The sequence below is a fragment of the Halioglobus sp. Uisw_031 genome, from assembly GCF_047729875.1.
GTDB lineage: Bacteria > Pseudomonadota > Gammaproteobacteria > Pseudomonadales > Halieaceae > Marimicrobium.
Genome location: NZ_CP159826.1, coordinates 3,252,852 through 3,267,491 on the forward strand (window position 1 = coordinate 3,252,852; position 14,640 = coordinate 3,267,491).

A 14,640-nucleotide genomic window follows, 5' to 3' on the forward strand; every position below is an offset into this window, starting at 1 on the left:
TACGTGGTTGGCAGTTATGGCGCTAGGCCTTGGCCTATCACATGCGGCCCCGGCACAGGATAACAATATGGGGGACTGTGCCGCCAATGAAAATGCAAACTCAGAGCGCTGTTCTGTGACTGCAGAGTCCACCACCGAGACTCCGCCCTTTGCGCTGGACTGGGTACCTTTGGAAGCTGTGCCAGAATCTTTACAGGATCGCCAGTGTTTAAATTGCAAGGGGGCTTATGTAGACCCGCTGGCACAGGAAAACACCAGTGCGCCATTAGAAAAAGAAAATATCCGCGCCCTTGCCAATAGCACACAGATGCAGGGCAATGAGATCATAATGACCGGTGAAGCGAACGCAGTGCAAGGCTATCGTCATATGCGCAGCGATGAGGTGTTAATTAATCGCACAGATGAGTCCTCTATCCTCACAGGCAACATCACCCTTCGCGAACCCAATCTATTGCTGTTAGGTGATAGTGCCGAAGTCTATTCCAAAACAGGTGAAGCTGTCGTGCATAACAGCCAATTCGTGTTCCATCGTGAGCATATGCGCGGCACCGCTGATATCCTTGAGCGCGACTTTGACGGGTTGATCCACGTCCATAACGGCACTCTGACGTATTGCCCACCAGGCGAAAATGACTGGGTCGTGCTTGCAAAAGACATGGAGTTTAATCTTGAGGAGGGTTTGGCCACGCTCCACCACGCCAAGGTCGAGGTGGAGGGGGTGCCCGTTTTTTACAGCCCCTGGCTGCGACTACCCCTTGATGATCGACGCCGCACAGGCGTTTTGTGGCCGGATTTTGGCAATGACAGCAGCGGGGGACTGGATATCAGTGCGCCCCTCTATATTAACCTAGCTCCCAACTACGATGCACTTTACGCACCCCGCTATATCGAAGAGCGTGGCTTGAATAACGAGCTACAGTTACGCTACCTGAACCCCCTCTTCGGTCAATGGTTGGTCGCAGGAGCCTATATAGAGAAAGATAAAAAATACAGTGACCAGACATCGGCGCAGGGCAGCAGTGACCGCTGGCTCGGCGTGGTAAAGCAAAACGGTCTGTTTCAGCAACGCTGGCGGTCGAGGGTGGATTACAGCAAAGCCAGCGATGTCGATTATATGAAAGACCTAGAAACGAGCAGCATCGACGCCCAACGCAGAACCAGCCTGCTGCAGATGGCCTCTCTGGATTATCTGGGCGACAGCTGGTTGACGAGCCTGCGGACCCAACAGTTCCAGTCACTGGCAGACGATATCAATAAGGGCTATGAAGAGATGCCGCAGCTCACCAGCGTCTACCGCGGCCGCGGCACACCTTTTACGGTGGAACCCATACTCCTCGCGCAGTACTCGAATTTCGACGCCCAGCGCGATGTTGTGACGGGTCAACGTTTCTATGGCGAGGCAGGACTTAGCTATCCCATGTTGTGGTCCTTTGGACATCTCAAGCCAACACTAAAATACCGGCAAGTGAACTACGAGTTGAGCGACGCGACGTTATTTAAAGACAACAGCCCATCGGCCGGCGCACCGTTGGCCAACCTAGATGCCGGCTTGATTTTCGACCGCCAGACCCGTTTTGCTGGTAGAAGTCTTTTGCAGACACTAGAACCCCGTATTTACTACCTCTACAGCGAGTACGAGGACCAGACAGACCAGCCAATTTTCGACACGGCTGAGTTGACCTTCACCTACTACCAACTATTTCGAGAAACACGCTTTGCCGGACATGACCGGCTGGATGATGCCAACCAAGTCTCCGTGGGCCTGACCAGCCGGTTGATTGACGATGAGTCCGGTCGCAATTTACTCACAGCCAGCGTCGGTCAGATTTATTATTTCGACGACCGAGAGGTGCGACGAGGCTTAAATGCCGTCCCCCGGGAGGAATCGATGTCGGAAATTGCCGGGGAACTGGTGGCCAGGCCTACGGAACAGCTAGGCCTGCGCACAAGCCTAGTCTGGGACCCCGAGGAAGATAATTTGAACTCAGGGTTTTTTGAAGGGAGCTACAAACCGGATAACGGCAGTATTTTCAATATTGGCTATTCTTATCGCCGTCTTAGCCCTGCATTTATTAACCAGCAGCTAACGAATGAGGTCAGCGTCTCCAGTTACCTGCCTTTGGATAACAACTGGAGCGTATTCGCGTCCATGAGCTACTCCTTGGAAGACGATATCAGCGTGGAAGATATGTTCGGTGTCGAATATGATAGCTGCTGCTGGACGGTGCGCCTGCTGCAATTGCGCTACTACAACAATGACTCGGGAGCCCAAACTGACTTTAGCAATCCCAACTTGGAACGCGAAAGTACGGTACAGTTTCAATTCCTGCTGAAGGGCATGGGTGGCTTCGGGAATAGAATAACCAATATTATGCAAACCATGATTAGAGGTTTTGACGAACGTGAATACTAAGACACTACTGTTATTTGTAGGCATAACCTACGCTGTCCTCACTGGGGCCATGGTGCAGGCTGCCACTGAAGTCATAGATCAGGTGGTAGCGATCGTCGATGACGACATTATCATGGCCAGTGAGTTGCGTGAGAGACTCGCCGCTGTGACCAATAATCTCGAGGCCAGAGGTATCGAACCACCACCGGAAAATGAACTGATTCAGGAAACCCTGGATCGCCTGATTCTCGAAAGCATCCAGTTACAAAAAGGCAGTCGTGCCGGCGTCCGTATCCCCGACGAGCAGCTTAATCAGGCTGTAAGCCGTATTGCGGCCCAAAATAATATGACTCTCGAGCAGTTCCAACAGGCCCTCGAGCAGCGCAACCAGTCTTACAACGCCATGCGGGAGCAGATTCGACGAGAAATGATCATTCAACGTGTGCAGGGTGGAAACGTCAATCAACGCATCCAGATCACAGATCAGGAAGTGGGCAACTTCATGGGGACGAAGGAAGGTCAATCCCTGACGCAGCCACAGTACCACGTGCTCCATGCACTACTCGCATTAAAGCCTGACCCCAGTGAGCGTGAAATTGCAGCAGCCCGCACACAGGTGGACCAAGCGATGCAGCGCATTCGCGGTGGTGAGCCCTTTAAGCAGGCCATTAGCGCCAGCAATCTGCCTTACCCCCTCACCGGCGGGGATCTCGGATGGCGCAAACTGGATGACCTGCCATCCATTTTCAGTACTATCGTTCCGCAATTGACGCCCGGTGAAACAGCCGACCCGATTCTCTCAGACAGTGGATTCCATTTGGTCTACTTAGAGGCGGTGCGCGGTGGAGAGCAGGTCGTGACCCAGACCAAGGCCCGACATATCCTGATAAAGCCTTCAGAGATACTGACAGATGAACAAGCGGGTGAGTTAGTGGCCCAACTCAGAGCACGCGCCCTCGCAGGAGAAGACTTCTCAGAGCTGGCCAGAGAGTACTCCGATGATATTGGCTCCGCCCAAGAAGGCGGCGAATTGGGCTGGACTAACCCCGGTCAAACGGTACCAGAATTCGAGGCCGCCATGGCCGGTGCGGCCCCAGGGCAGATATCCAAACCGGTGCGCACACAATTCGGCTGGCATATCGTGGCGGTAGAAGCACGCAGGCAGCAGGACGTTACCGATCAGGCCTCTCGCGCCAAAGCCATGGACTACGTACACCAGCGTAAATATGAAGAAGAGCTCGACGCGTGGCTGCAACAAATTCGCGATGAAGCTTTTGTCGACGTAAAGTAGGTCTCCAACATGTCGCTTCCCAGGATTGCCATCACTACGGGTGAGCCCGCAGGCATTGGGCCCGATATCGTGTTGATGGCTGCACAGTGCGCTTGGCCAGCGGAATTGGTTGTCATTGCCGACCCAAACATGCTGCAGCAACGGGCACAGGCACTGAAGCTGCCCATTGAGCTACAGACTTACAGGCCAGACTTGCCGCCTCAGGCACAGCAGCCAGGCACGCTGAAGATTCAGCCCATTGCGCTAGCCGTCCCCGCTATCGCTGGGACACTCAATACAGCGAATGCGGCTTATGTTTTAGAGACCCTCCGACACGCGATACAAGGCTGCGTCAGCCGCCACTATCAGGCGATGGTAACTGGACCCGTGCAGAAATCTGTCATCAACGACGCCGGCATTCCCTTCACAGGACATACGGAGTTTCTGGCACAGGAGACGGGCACCGACAAGGTCGTCATGATGCTAGCAACAAAGGAGCTGCGCGTTGCACTGGCCACTACTCACCTGGCACTAAGAGACGTACCTGGCGCCATCACGCCCGAACTTCTGCACCAGACTTTGAACATTTTATATCACGATCTACGCGATAAATTCGGCATAGACGCACCGCGCATTGCGGTACTGGGTTTGAACCCTCATGCCGGGGAAGACGGCCACATGGGGCGGGAAGAAGTCGAAATACTCGCTCCGGCACTAGAGAACTTGCGGGCGGGCGGCATGGATCTGCTTGGACCCCTGCCCGCCGATACGGCCTTCAACCCAAAAGTGCTAACCAATTGTGATGCCGTTTTTGCCATGTATCACGATCAAGGTCTGCCAGTACTGAAATACTCAGGTTTTGGCCGTGCGATTAATATCACGCTGGGCCTACCGATTATTCGAACATCGGTAGATCACGGTACGGCATTGGATCAGGCGGAAACGGGCGGGGCGGACTGGCACAGTCTAGAGCAGGCCATCACCATTGCCTGTCAACTGTGTGAGAATAACCGGCAAGCGGGAGATCACTAAGCCTGATGCTCTATGGCAGGCTTGCTCGCCACTGCAACACTTTCCGTGTAGGCACTCGTGACCTCCTTTGCGTCACCCTCGGCCACAATCTTGCCATTTTCCAGCCAAATTACGCGATCACACATTTTCTCAACCTGTTCAGCCATATGAGACACAAAAACGACCGTCTGGTCGCCGGTAATACGGCCCTGCATAGCGGCCAGCGCCTTCCCTCGAAAATGGGCATCGCCTACGCTTAGAATCTCATCAATCAACAACACATCCACATGGGTCATCAACGCTGTGGTAAAGGCAAGACGTGAGCGCATACCCGCCGAATAATTTTTCACCGGCTCATTAAAGGAATCACCCAACTCAGAAAAATCTTTAATGTCATCCAGGAATGATATGGCCTGTTTTTGTGTGGAGCCCTGCAACATGGCTGCAAGAAGCGCATTGTCCCGACCAGAAAGATCGGGTTTGAAGCCAAGACCTAGTGTCAGCAATGAAGCAGACTTTCCAGACTCCATCCTCACTCGGCCCTTGGTAGGCGCCAAAATGCCTGCCATCACTCGCAGCAGTGTGGTTTTGCCAACGCCGTTTCTACCAATTATACCGAGGGTTTCTTTCTCATAGAGCTTCATCGAGACGTCTTGCAACACGTGATGCCTGCCGTGATCGAAAGCCTTTCCTCCAGCATGATAGCTGAGGGACACCTCGTTCAACTCCAATACAATAGGCTTATGTTCACTCACGCGGTAAGCGCTCGCAGCGCTAGATATTGGCTGCGATGACGCATGAACAACACCATCACGCTCAGCAGTGCACCAAAACCAGCACCTATAGTCAGCAGATGAAACATATCCGGAGACGTGTTGTGCATCATTATTTGACGGTAGGCGTCCAACAAAAAAGCCATTGGATTCGCATCCAGAACCATTTTCATTTTCTCGGGGTCTAGCGTGCGAACGTCCCAAAAAATACCCGATGTGAACAGCAGAAAAAGCATTCCCAAGGAAATTAACTGCGCAAAGTCGCGTGCCAAACAGACCAGACAGGCAGCGAGAAAAGCACAGGCTACTATGACCACGTAATTCACGATCATCAGGGGCACCAAATACCACCAAGTCGCGGTCATACTATAGCCGTTACTGAGCAAAATAATGCTCAGCATGACGAACACTGCTGCCTGCCTGTAAATGCCCTCCTGCACAACAGCCATCGGAAATAGCGTCTTGGGGACATTGATTTTGCCAACCAAACCCTTGCCGCTGACGATACTGTTTGAAGCCTGTACAACAGATTTTGAAAACCACACAAACATCAATTTACCCGTCGCCAAAAACATCAGAAAGTCGGGTTCGCGCGTACCCATTATGGTAACGAAAACAACATAGAGGACGCCCACCCACAGAAGCGGCTCCAGAATCCACCAGACGTAACCGAGAAAAAATCGACTAGCATCAGCCCGCAATCCCATTCGCGCCATGATATCGATCAGGCGTATGTATTGTAATATTGGCATGAAGTGGTATTGGCCTACGATAGCTCGCTAAAAGAAATGATACTGTAGCAAAAACCGCAATGAATCAACTAACCTACGGTATAAATACCCAAGACACACGTTACAATGCCAACCATGAAACACCAGCCTCAACAACACCGCCCTCGAAAGCGCTTCGGACAAAACTTCCTGCAGGACGCCTCCGTCATCGATCGTATAACAGCATCGGTTTACCCAAAGCCTGGAGAGCATCTCGTAGAAATAGGTCCCGGACAAGGCGCGCTTACGGCATCTCTCATCGACAGCGGTTGTACCCTGGATGTAGTGGAGTTGGATCGAGATCTAATACCCGGATTATTAGCGTCGTTCAGCCTCAAGCCCGGCTTCACGTTACACAGCGCAGATGCACTCAACTTTGATTTTTCTAGCTTGATCAGCGGCACACCAGCAGAGCCAGGCGTTCAGGGTCAGCAACTGCGCGTGGTAGGCAACCTGCCTTACAACATCTCCACACCCCTTATTTTTAAGTTGCTGGACAATAGTGCCATCATTCAGGACATGCACTTTATGCTCCAACTGGAAGTGGTAGAACGCCTTGCTGCATCCCCGGGGAGCAAGAACTGGGGCCGTTTGGGGATCATGGCACAGTACCAGTGCCAGGTGGAGCATCTGTTTGATGTGCCTCCCCATGCTTTTAATCCGCAGCCCAAAGTACAGTCCGCGATCGTGAGGCTAACCCCCTGGACCCATTCGCCATGGCCCAATTGCAGCGAACCTCTATTGCGAAAACTGGTGAAGGCCGCCTTTGCTCATCGCCGTAAAACCTTGCGTAACAACCTGAAAGAGATTATAGATAGCACGCAATTAGAAGCGCTGGGAGTCGATCCCAGCGCCCGTGCTGAAACATTGGAACTTAACCAGTTTATTGAGATTACCAACGCCATCCATGTCTAGAACTGAGTTTAATCCGTCTCTGGTGAGGGTCACTGTGGCCGCTGTGTATTTACCCAGTCACTCCAGCCCAGACCGGAATCAATACACCTTCGCCTATACTATTACCATCAATAATGGGGCAACCCTGCCAGTGCAATTATTGTCGCGACACTGGATCATCACCGACGCCAACGATGACGCACAGGAAGTCCGGGGTGAAGGCGTAGTGGGAGAACAACCCGTCATACAACCGCAGGCTTCTTTTCGCTACACCAGCGGTGCTACGTTAACCACACCGATAGGGTATATGGAAGGAAGCTATTTCATGGTTGTGCGTGAAGCCATGGAGATAGACCCCGCCGATTTGCCGACCTTTGAGGTGCCCGTCGGGGCCTTTTCTCTGCACACTCCCACCGCGCTAAACTAGGGCGTTATTATGAGTACCTATGTTGTAGGCGATATTCAGGGTTGTCTGCAGCCACTCACGTGCCTGCTGGAAAATGTGCACTTCAACCCCGACAAGGATGTGCTGTGGTCAGTGGGTGACATCGTCAACCGCGGCCCTGAATCGTTAGAGTCCCTTCGCTTTCTCTACCGTATGCGAGACAACCTGATCGTGGTATTGGGCAATCACGATCTGCATCTACTGGCAATCGCGGCTGGCGTGCGCCGACCCAGCCGCTCAGATACCTTCGACGAGATTCTCAATGCGCCGGACCGACAGGAATTACTCGAATGGCTAGCGCAACAGCCGTTGATACACCACCAATATAACCATACTCTGGTGCATGCTGGCATCCCGCCCCAGTGGACCCTAACCCAGGCCATTGGTTACGCCAGTGAGGTTGAGGCGGCACTGCGTGGCGTCCACTCTGCAGAGTTTTTAGGCGCGATGTACGGCAACGAGCCGGCCGTATGGACGGAGGATCTTTCCGGCACGACACGCCTACGCGTCATTACTAACTACCTCACACGGATGCGCTACTGCACCAGCGCAGGCGGACTCGATCTACAGAGTAAGGGCTCCAGCCCTGCATTCGACACCGTCAACTCGGACAATCAGAAAGTGGACGCCTGGTTCAACCACCGTGAACGCAAGACCGCCACAGACCGCATCCTGTTTGGCCACTGGGCCAGCATTGCTGGACAGACCAACAACCCGAACGCCATCGGGCTTGATACAGGATGTGTCTGGAACGGGACTATGTCGCTCTACCATCTGGAAAGCGGCGAGGTCACATGCTGCGCGTGCCAAGACGGGATGTGCCAGGATCAGCCCGTTACCGCAGAGTCATGACGCGGCATCGTCGGCCCTGTACACTCAATTAATGGACATCTATTTAGTTGGCGGCGCGGTCCGCGATACACTGTTGAACTACCCCGTGGTGGAGCGCGACTGGGTGGTCGTTGGTGCGCAGCCCGACGAGCTGTTACGGCAAGGTTATCTGCAGGTGGGTAAAGACTTTCCCGTTTTCCTGCACCCGCAAACTAAAGACGAGTACGCCCTGGCGCGCACCGAGCGTAAGCAGGGGCATGGCTATACCGGCTTTGCCGTAGATTGCGATCCATCAATCACTCTCGAAGAAGACCTACTGCGCCGGGATCTCACTATCAATGCTATGGCTATGCACACGGATGGCAACATCATCGATCCGTATGGCGGTCAGGACGATCTGAAACATCGGGTATTACGCCATGTCTCTGATGCCTATGCAGAGGATCCTCTAAGAGTGCTGCGTACCGCTCGATTTGCCGCCCGTTATGCACATCTGCAATTTACTGTCGCGCCAGAGACCATCAATCTGATGGCCGACATCGTCAAGCAGGGTGAACTCGCCCACTTGCCCGCTGAACGCGTGTGGGTAGAACTGGAAAAAGCGCTAGGAGAACGCAATCCCGAGGTGTTTATCAAGGTACTGCGCGACTGTGGTGCACTGGAAAAACTACTTCCTGAAGTGGAGGCCCTGTTCGGTGTACCCCAGTCCGCAGAACATCACCCAGAGGTTGATACTGGCCTACACATTCTCATGGCAATACAACAGGCAGTCGCACTGTCCGCCGACACCGATGTCCGCTTTGCCGTGCTCCTGCACGATCTGGGCAAGGGCACCACACCGCAGACTGAGTGGCCCCGACATATCGCCCATGAGGAACGCGGTGGTAAGTTGGTCGAGCAGGTCTGCAACCGGCTGCGAGCTCCGCGCCGTCACACTGAACTGGCGCGCACAACATGCCAATACCACACCCTCTGTCACAGGGCGCTGGAACTGCGCGGCAAAACAGTGCTGACATTACTCAATGCCACTGATGCCCTGCGCCGCCCGGATCGATTCGAGGCCTTTTTGCTAGCGTGTGAAGCCGATGCTCGCGGCAGACTTGGGCTGGAAGACCGCGACTACCCCCAAGCGAACTACTTGCGCCAAGCGCTAGCGGCGGCCCAGGATGTCAGCGCAAAACAGTTCAAAGAGTCGGGGCTGACCGGCAAGCCCATGGGAGATGCCATCGCCGCAGAACGCATCAGGGTGCTGGAGCAGTTGCGCCCGAGCTAAGATTGAGGGGCGAGCGTTTATTCTGCGCGGGAAATCACCTGACCACGCCACCTAAAATCCACTTTTGACAATGCTTGGCTGGATTGATCATAGGCCTGCCACAGAGACAGGTAACTGCGTTTCGTTACCGGGTGCAGTGTGTCAGGAGAGAGCTCTGCCAATGGACAAAGCACAAAAGCATTCTCCAAAATTTCATCCCGCGGTAGTTGCACACCCTGCAAGATCCCCACTTCATTGTCGAAGGTCAGGATGTCGATATCGAGATGCCTGGCACTGAAGCGTGTGGCATTAGCGGGGCGCCCATGTTCCACCTCAATGTGGCGTAGTATTGCCGCCAGCTCTGCCACCGACAGTTCAGTGCTTACCGCTGCCACCAGATTTAAAAAAGGCTGCCCCTCAAAACCAACGGCGTCACTGTCGTAAACTGAAGACAGAGCTAACTCATCAAAGAGTCCACAGAGTGCATCCAGCCCAGCCGTAATGCAGCGCTCACGCTCTATATTGCTACCCATCCCCAGAAAAACCTGCGCCATTGTCAGGGCCGCTCGCCAACTTCGATAATAACACCCACGTCCTCAGCCGCAGCCACTGCGCCCGGCTTACTCAACCGCAGCCGCAGCCAGGACACACCAAAATCCTTCAAAACCATTTGGGCCACCTCTTCGGCCAATGATTCGATTAACTGGTACTCACTACCCTCGACCAAACTAATCACCTGACTGGAAATAGCCGCGTAATCCAGTGCGTCGGCAATCTGGTCGCTGGCGGCGGCGCGCGCGGTGTCGCTGGCCATCTCCAGATCCAGCACCAATGTCTGGCGAATTTCCCGCTCCCACGCATAAACACCGATGACCGATTGCGCCTGGAGACCCTTGATATACACAATATTCACTCAGACAACCTCCACGCCGGGTAAGGGCGGCAGTTCTTCCATAGGCCAACGCGGGCGCACGGGGGTATTCGCATCGTCCACCAGTCCGGCCTGCATGCGCTGCGCGCCCGCATAGGCAATCATCGCCCCATTGTCAGTGCAAAACATGGGCGCCGGGTAAAAGACTCGAGCGCCCTCCTTCGCCAAGGCTTGTTCAAGTGCAGACCTCAGGCGGGTATTGGCGCTCACTCCCCCAGCGATCACTAGGGTTTTAAGCGCCTCCTGACGCAGGGCCCTACGACATTTAATCACCAGCGTAGCCACCACCGCCTCCTCAAAAGCACAGGCTATATCACAACGGTCCTGCTCGCTGAGCTCTGCGCTGAGGCGGCAGTCGGCGATAGTATTGAGGGTATAGGTTTTGAGGCCGCTGAAACTGAAATCTAACCCTGGTCGATTCACCATCGGACGGGGGAAATCAAAACGCTGAGCATTGCCATTTTGCGCCATACGCGCAATATGGGGTCCTCCGGGGTAGGGTAACCCGAGCATTTTCGCTACTTTGTCGAATGCCTCGCCCGCCGCATCATCAAGAGACTCACCCAGCAGCCGATAGCGGCCAATGCCATCCACACGCACCAGCTGGGTATGACCACCGGACACTAAAAGTGCCACAAAGGGGAACTGCGGGACATCTGCCTCCAGCATGGGCGCCAGCAGATGACCTTCCATGTGATGAATACCCAGCGCCGGCACACCCCAACCCCAGGCCAGTGATCGGGCCAGCGTAGCGCCGACCATCAGCGCGCCGGCCAGTCCCGGGCCTGCCGTATAGGCCACACCGTCGATGTCTTGGGCAACAATACCCGCCTCTTCCAGCACCTGGTCTACCAATGGCAAAGTCTTTCGCACATGATCTCGGGAAGCCAGTTCCGGCACCACACCACCGTATTCCACGTGGATATCGACTTGGCTAAACAGAGCATGCGATAGCAGGCCAAGCTCGGTGTCGTAAAGCGCGACACCCGTCTCGTCGCACGAGGTTTCAAGACCCAAAATTAACATAGCAAGTACTCTATCGAAGCAGTGCCGCATAATACGGGCTGAATGTGCGCCAAACCAGCGCATGGCCCCAAATTACCACTTTGAGAAGCTTTGCAAAACACCCAGGTTCGGGATAGAATGCGCGCCCTTTAGTGATGCTGGAGGTCGTTCACGAGCCTGGCACCCAAATACAGCCCTAATGAGGTCAGAAATTAATGCCCCATATCAAAATCAAAGAAAACGAACCTTTTGACGTGGCTCTGCGTCGCTTCAAGCGTTCCTGCGAAAAAGCCGGTGTCCTTGCTGAAGTTCGCAAACGTGAACATTACGAGAAGCCCACTACCGTGCGCAAGCGCGCCGGAGCTGCTGCTGTTAAGCGCCACCTAAAGAAGCTTTCTCGCGAAAACCGCAAACACGTCCGTCTGTACTAAGACCCCCTCAGAATGAGCGAAGAAACTCTCGCGCAATCTATCAGGGCGGCCATGAAGGTCGCCATGAGAGCAAAAGACAAAAACCGTCTCTCCACCATTCGCCTTATCCTAGCAGAATTCAAACGCATAGAAGTCGATGAGCGCATAGAGGTCGATGACGATCGCGCCCTCGTCGTATTAGACAAAATGGTCAAACAACGCCGCGATTCCGCCGAGCAGTACACCAATGCAAGTCGTCAGGAACTCGCCGATCAAGAAAACGCCGAAATCAAGGTTATTCAAGCGTTTTTGCCCGCACAGCTTGGCGCAGAAGAGCTCAGCGCTATGGTTGATGCTGCAATTGCCGCAAGCGACGCTACGGGGATGTCTGCCATGGGCGCGGTAATGGGGCAGCTCAAACCCCAGCTGCAGGGCCGGGCAGATATAGGTGCGGTCAGTAGCATGGTCAAGCAACGCCTGACGGCCTAAGCCCTATCGGGTGATTCACTGCGTTAACACACTAAACTTTTTCCCGCTGGCGTGGTTCAATAGCTAGCTGTTTTATTGGCTCGACACCCCACATGGCTGGACGGATACCCCAAGCTTTCCTCGATGACTTGCTGGACCGCGTCGACATCGTCGAGGTGATAGACCGGCGTGTCAAACTCAAAAAGTCGGGCAAGAATTACTCGGCCCGCTGCCCGTTCCACGAGGAAAGAAGCCCTTCTTTCAGCGTCAATCCCGACAAACAATTCTATTATTGCTTTGGTTGCGGGGCCGGCGGCAACGCCCTCACCTTCCTCATGGAATATGAAAACCTGGAATTTCCCCAAGCGGTAGAAAATCTGGCCAGCAATGCCGGCATGACTATTCCGCGTGAACCGAGCCGCGGCGGCCACGACGCCGCACAGCAGGAAGTGAGTAATAAACCGCTCTATGCCCTAATGGAGCGGGTATCCACTTTTTACCAACAACAATTGCGTAACCATCCACAGGCCCATCGGGCAGTGGACTACCTCAAGGCGCGCGGACTCTCGGGTGAAATCGCCAAGCAATTCGGCCTAGGGTTCGCTCCGCCCGGCTGGGATAGCTTGCACAGCGGCTTGGGCGGCGGCGATGAATTGCGCGAATTGCTGATAAAGACCGGCATGCTGGTTAAAAACGAAAGCGGCAGGGTCTACGATCGCTTCAGAGATCGGGTGGTATTTCCCATTCACGACCGGCGCGGCCGGGTCATTGCCTTTGGTGGGCGTGTGCTTGGAGACGACAAGCCCAAGTATCTCAACTCACCGGAAACGGAGATTTTTCATAAGGGTCGTGAGCTATATGGCCTCTATCAGGCGCGGCAAAATACGCGCAAGCTGGATCGCATACTGGTGGTGGAAGGCTATATGGACGTGATTGCCCTGGCGCAGCACGGCATCTCCTATGCCACGGCGACACTGGGCACTGCTACCAGCAACACGCATCTAGACCGCGTCTATCGCCTGTGCCCGGAAGTTGTATTTTGCTTTGACGGTGATGAGGCCGGACGCAAAGCGGCCTTTCGGGCACTGGAGGCCGCACTACCGTGCATGGAAGACGGTCGTCAAGCCAAATTTTTGTTCCTACCCGAAGGGCAGGATCCCGATGATGCGGTACGCGGTGGTGGTCAGGCGCATTTCGAAGCACTGCTGGGCAAAGCGGTGCCACTGGAAACATTCTTATTTGATGCTGTAGCGCAGGGGCTTGACCTTGCTAGCCTGGATGGCCGTGCGCGCATGAGCAAACTGGCCCTGCCCTATGTCCGCCAGCTACCGGAAGGGGTCTACCGCCAGTTGATGTTCCAGGCACTGGCGCAGCGCACCGGGCTAGAACTAAGCAGCCTGATGCTGCTGGAGGCGCCATCGCCCGCACCCACAGACGCGCTGCCAGATTATGGCCCCGAATCCGACTATGAACCGCCAGCCGATTACGATGGGCCTCCTGGGCCAGATCAGGCGCAGCACGAGCCCCCGCAACCCGCGCGCTTCACACATCAGGCCCCAGCAAAGGGCTACTCCAACCTAGCGCAGGCCGCCATTGCCCTAGTGTTGCACCAGCCGGATATCGCCCAACTGGTTAGCCCCGATCTACAAGACGGGACAGACGAGGTGGGCGGAAACGATGGGCAGTTACTACGGGAATTACTGCAGTTACTGCACCGCCGGCCTGAGTCCAGCACCGCGATGCTACTGGGTCACTGGTATGGAACTGACGAGGGCAAACTGCTAAGCCGGCTGGCCGGGCAGGAGCGGCTAATACCGGCCACCGCCATCGAGCAGCAATTCGTGGACACCATGACTGCGCTGGCACACCTGCCGCACAAATCAAAATTGGCAGCGCAAGTCGACAAATTGAAGCTCACCAACTACGCTGAAATGAGTGAATTGGAAAAACAGCGACTTAAAGACTTACTGCAGGAGAAGCTGCAGCGGGACGCGCTGCGCAATAAGCCCAAGGGGTGAGCTGCAATTATTATCGTCTAGCAGCCAAGAACCTCTGTTTATTGATGCTCGGCCCGGTTGAAAACCGCGGAAATGCCCCCAATTCTATGCCGGGGAGCCTTTTGAGTTCATTGTAGGCCAAGCAGAGGCCACAATCGGCAAGTTTCCTGACTTTACTATAGGTAAGCTGC

The 14,640-nt window shown here is 54.6% G+C and carries 15 protein-coding genes; 10 read left to right on the forward strand and 5 right to left on the reverse strand.

Translation table 11 applies throughout. The features are described from left to right. Positions 1–16 precede the first annotated feature (16 nt). Genes ABXT62_RS14725 through pdxA form a run of 3 tightly spaced genes read left to right on the forward strand, consistent with a single transcriptional unit; the run spans position 17 to position 4,694 of the window. Complete coding sequence (locus ABXT62_RS14725) at positions 17–2,413, forward strand: LPS-assembly protein LptD (RefSeq protein WP_415356033.1); 2,397 nt, start codon at positions 17–19, stop codon at positions 2,411–2,413. Further along, positions 2,403–3,683, forward strand: coding sequence for a peptidylprolyl isomerase (locus ABXT62_RS14730; RefSeq protein ID WP_415356034.1), 1,281 nt, complete (start codon positions 2,403–2,405; stop codon positions 3,681–3,683). The genes ABXT62_RS14725 and ABXT62_RS14730 overlap by 11 nt, the downstream gene beginning before the upstream one ends. A 9-nt stretch (positions 3,684–3,692) precedes the next feature. Further along, on the forward strand, positions 3,693–4,694 hold the full coding sequence (pdxA, locus tag ABXT62_RS14735) for a 4-hydroxythreonine-4-phosphate dehydrogenase PdxA (RefSeq protein ID WP_415356035.1): 1,002 nt from the start codon (positions 3,693–3,695) through the stop codon (positions 4,692–4,694). Here pdxA and ABXT62_RS14740 read toward each other — a convergent pair. Both ABXT62_RS14740 and ABXT62_RS14745 read right to left on the reverse strand, forming a co-directional pair. Then, entirely contained in the window at positions 4,691–5,428 is a 738-nt protein-coding gene (locus ABXT62_RS14740) for an ABC transporter ATP-binding protein (RefSeq protein WP_415356036.1), read from the reverse strand. The two genes, pdxA and ABXT62_RS14740, sit on opposite strands and share 4 nt — an antisense overlap. Beyond that, complete coding sequence (locus ABXT62_RS14745; RefSeq protein WP_415356037.1) at positions 5,425–6,198, reverse strand: ABC transporter permease; 774 nt, start codon at positions 6,196–6,198, stop codon at positions 5,425–5,427. The genes ABXT62_RS14740 and ABXT62_RS14745 overlap by 4 nt, the downstream gene beginning before the upstream one ends. A 114-nt stretch (positions 6,199–6,312) precedes the next feature. On the opposite strand from ABXT62_RS14745, the gene rsmA reads away from it, so the two are divergent. The 4 genes from rsmA to ABXT62_RS14765 are packed head-to-tail and all read left to right on the forward strand — an operon-like array spanning position 6,313 to position 9,659. Beyond that, entirely contained in the window at positions 6,313–7,131 is an 819-nt protein-coding gene (rsmA, locus tag ABXT62_RS14750; protein ID WP_415358226.1) for a 16S rRNA (adenine(1518)-N(6)/adenine(1519)-N(6))-dimethyltransferase RsmA, read from the forward strand. After that, positions 7,124–7,537 (forward strand): Co2+/Mg2+ efflux protein ApaG, encoded by a 414-nt coding sequence (apaG, locus tag ABXT62_RS14755; protein WP_415356038.1) that lies wholly within the window; start codon positions 7,124–7,126, stop codon positions 7,535–7,537. Before rsmA ends, apaG begins: the two co-directional genes overlap by 8 nt. 9 nt (positions 7,538–7,546) lie before the next feature. After that, positions 7,547–8,407, forward strand: a complete 861-nt coding sequence (locus ABXT62_RS14760; protein ID WP_415356039.1) for a symmetrical bis(5'-nucleosyl)-tetraphosphatase — start codon at positions 7,547–7,549, stop codon at positions 8,405–8,407. 31 nt (positions 8,408–8,438) lie between these two features. After that, positions 8,439–9,659, forward strand: coding sequence for a multifunctional CCA addition/repair protein (locus ABXT62_RS14765; protein WP_415356040.1), 1,221 nt, complete (start codon positions 8,439–8,441; stop codon positions 9,657–9,659). Positions 9,660–9,676: 17 nt separating this feature from the next. Here the strand turns inward: ABXT62_RS14765 and folK are convergent, their stop codons facing one another. From folK to tsaD, 3 genes are read right to left on the reverse strand one after another with little or no spacing between them, the layout of a single operon-like run. Then, entirely contained in the window at positions 9,677–10,192 is a 516-nt protein-coding gene (folK, locus tag ABXT62_RS14770) for a 2-amino-4-hydroxy-6-hydroxymethyldihydropteridine diphosphokinase (RefSeq protein WP_415356041.1), read from the reverse strand. A 2-nt stretch (positions 10,193–10,194) separates the two neighbouring features. Beyond that, positions 10,195–10,551: a dihydroneopterin aldolase gene (gene folB, locus ABXT62_RS14775; RefSeq protein WP_415356042.1), complete on the reverse strand. Its 357-nt coding sequence runs from the start codon at positions 10,549–10,551 to the stop codon at positions 10,195–10,197. Next, entirely contained in the window at positions 10,552–11,595 is a 1,044-nt protein-coding gene (tsaD, locus tag ABXT62_RS14780) for a tRNA (adenosine(37)-N6)-threonylcarbamoyltransferase complex transferase subunit TsaD (RefSeq protein WP_415356043.1), read from the reverse strand. Positions 11,596–11,789: 194 nt separating this feature from the next. Between tsaD and rpsU the strand changes: the two genes are divergently transcribed. The 3 genes from rpsU to dnaG all read left to right on the forward strand — a co-directional run bounded on the left by rpsU (position 11,790) and on the right by dnaG (position 14,470). Further along, positions 11,790–12,005: a 30S ribosomal protein S21 gene (rpsU, locus tag ABXT62_RS14785; protein WP_415356044.1), complete on the forward strand. Its 216-nt coding sequence runs from the start codon at positions 11,790–11,792 to the stop codon at positions 12,003–12,005. A 12-nt stretch (positions 12,006–12,017) separates the two neighbouring features. Continuing rightward, positions 12,018–12,473 (forward strand): GatB/YqeY domain-containing protein, encoded by a 456-nt coding sequence (locus tag ABXT62_RS14790; RefSeq protein WP_415356045.1) that lies wholly within the window; start codon positions 12,018–12,020, stop codon positions 12,471–12,473. 92 nt (positions 12,474–12,565) lie between these two features. Then, positions 12,566–14,470, forward strand: a complete 1,905-nt coding sequence (dnaG, locus tag ABXT62_RS14795; RefSeq protein WP_415356046.1) for a DNA primase — start codon at positions 12,566–12,568, stop codon at positions 14,468–14,470. Positions 14,471–14,640 lie beyond the last annotated feature (170 nt).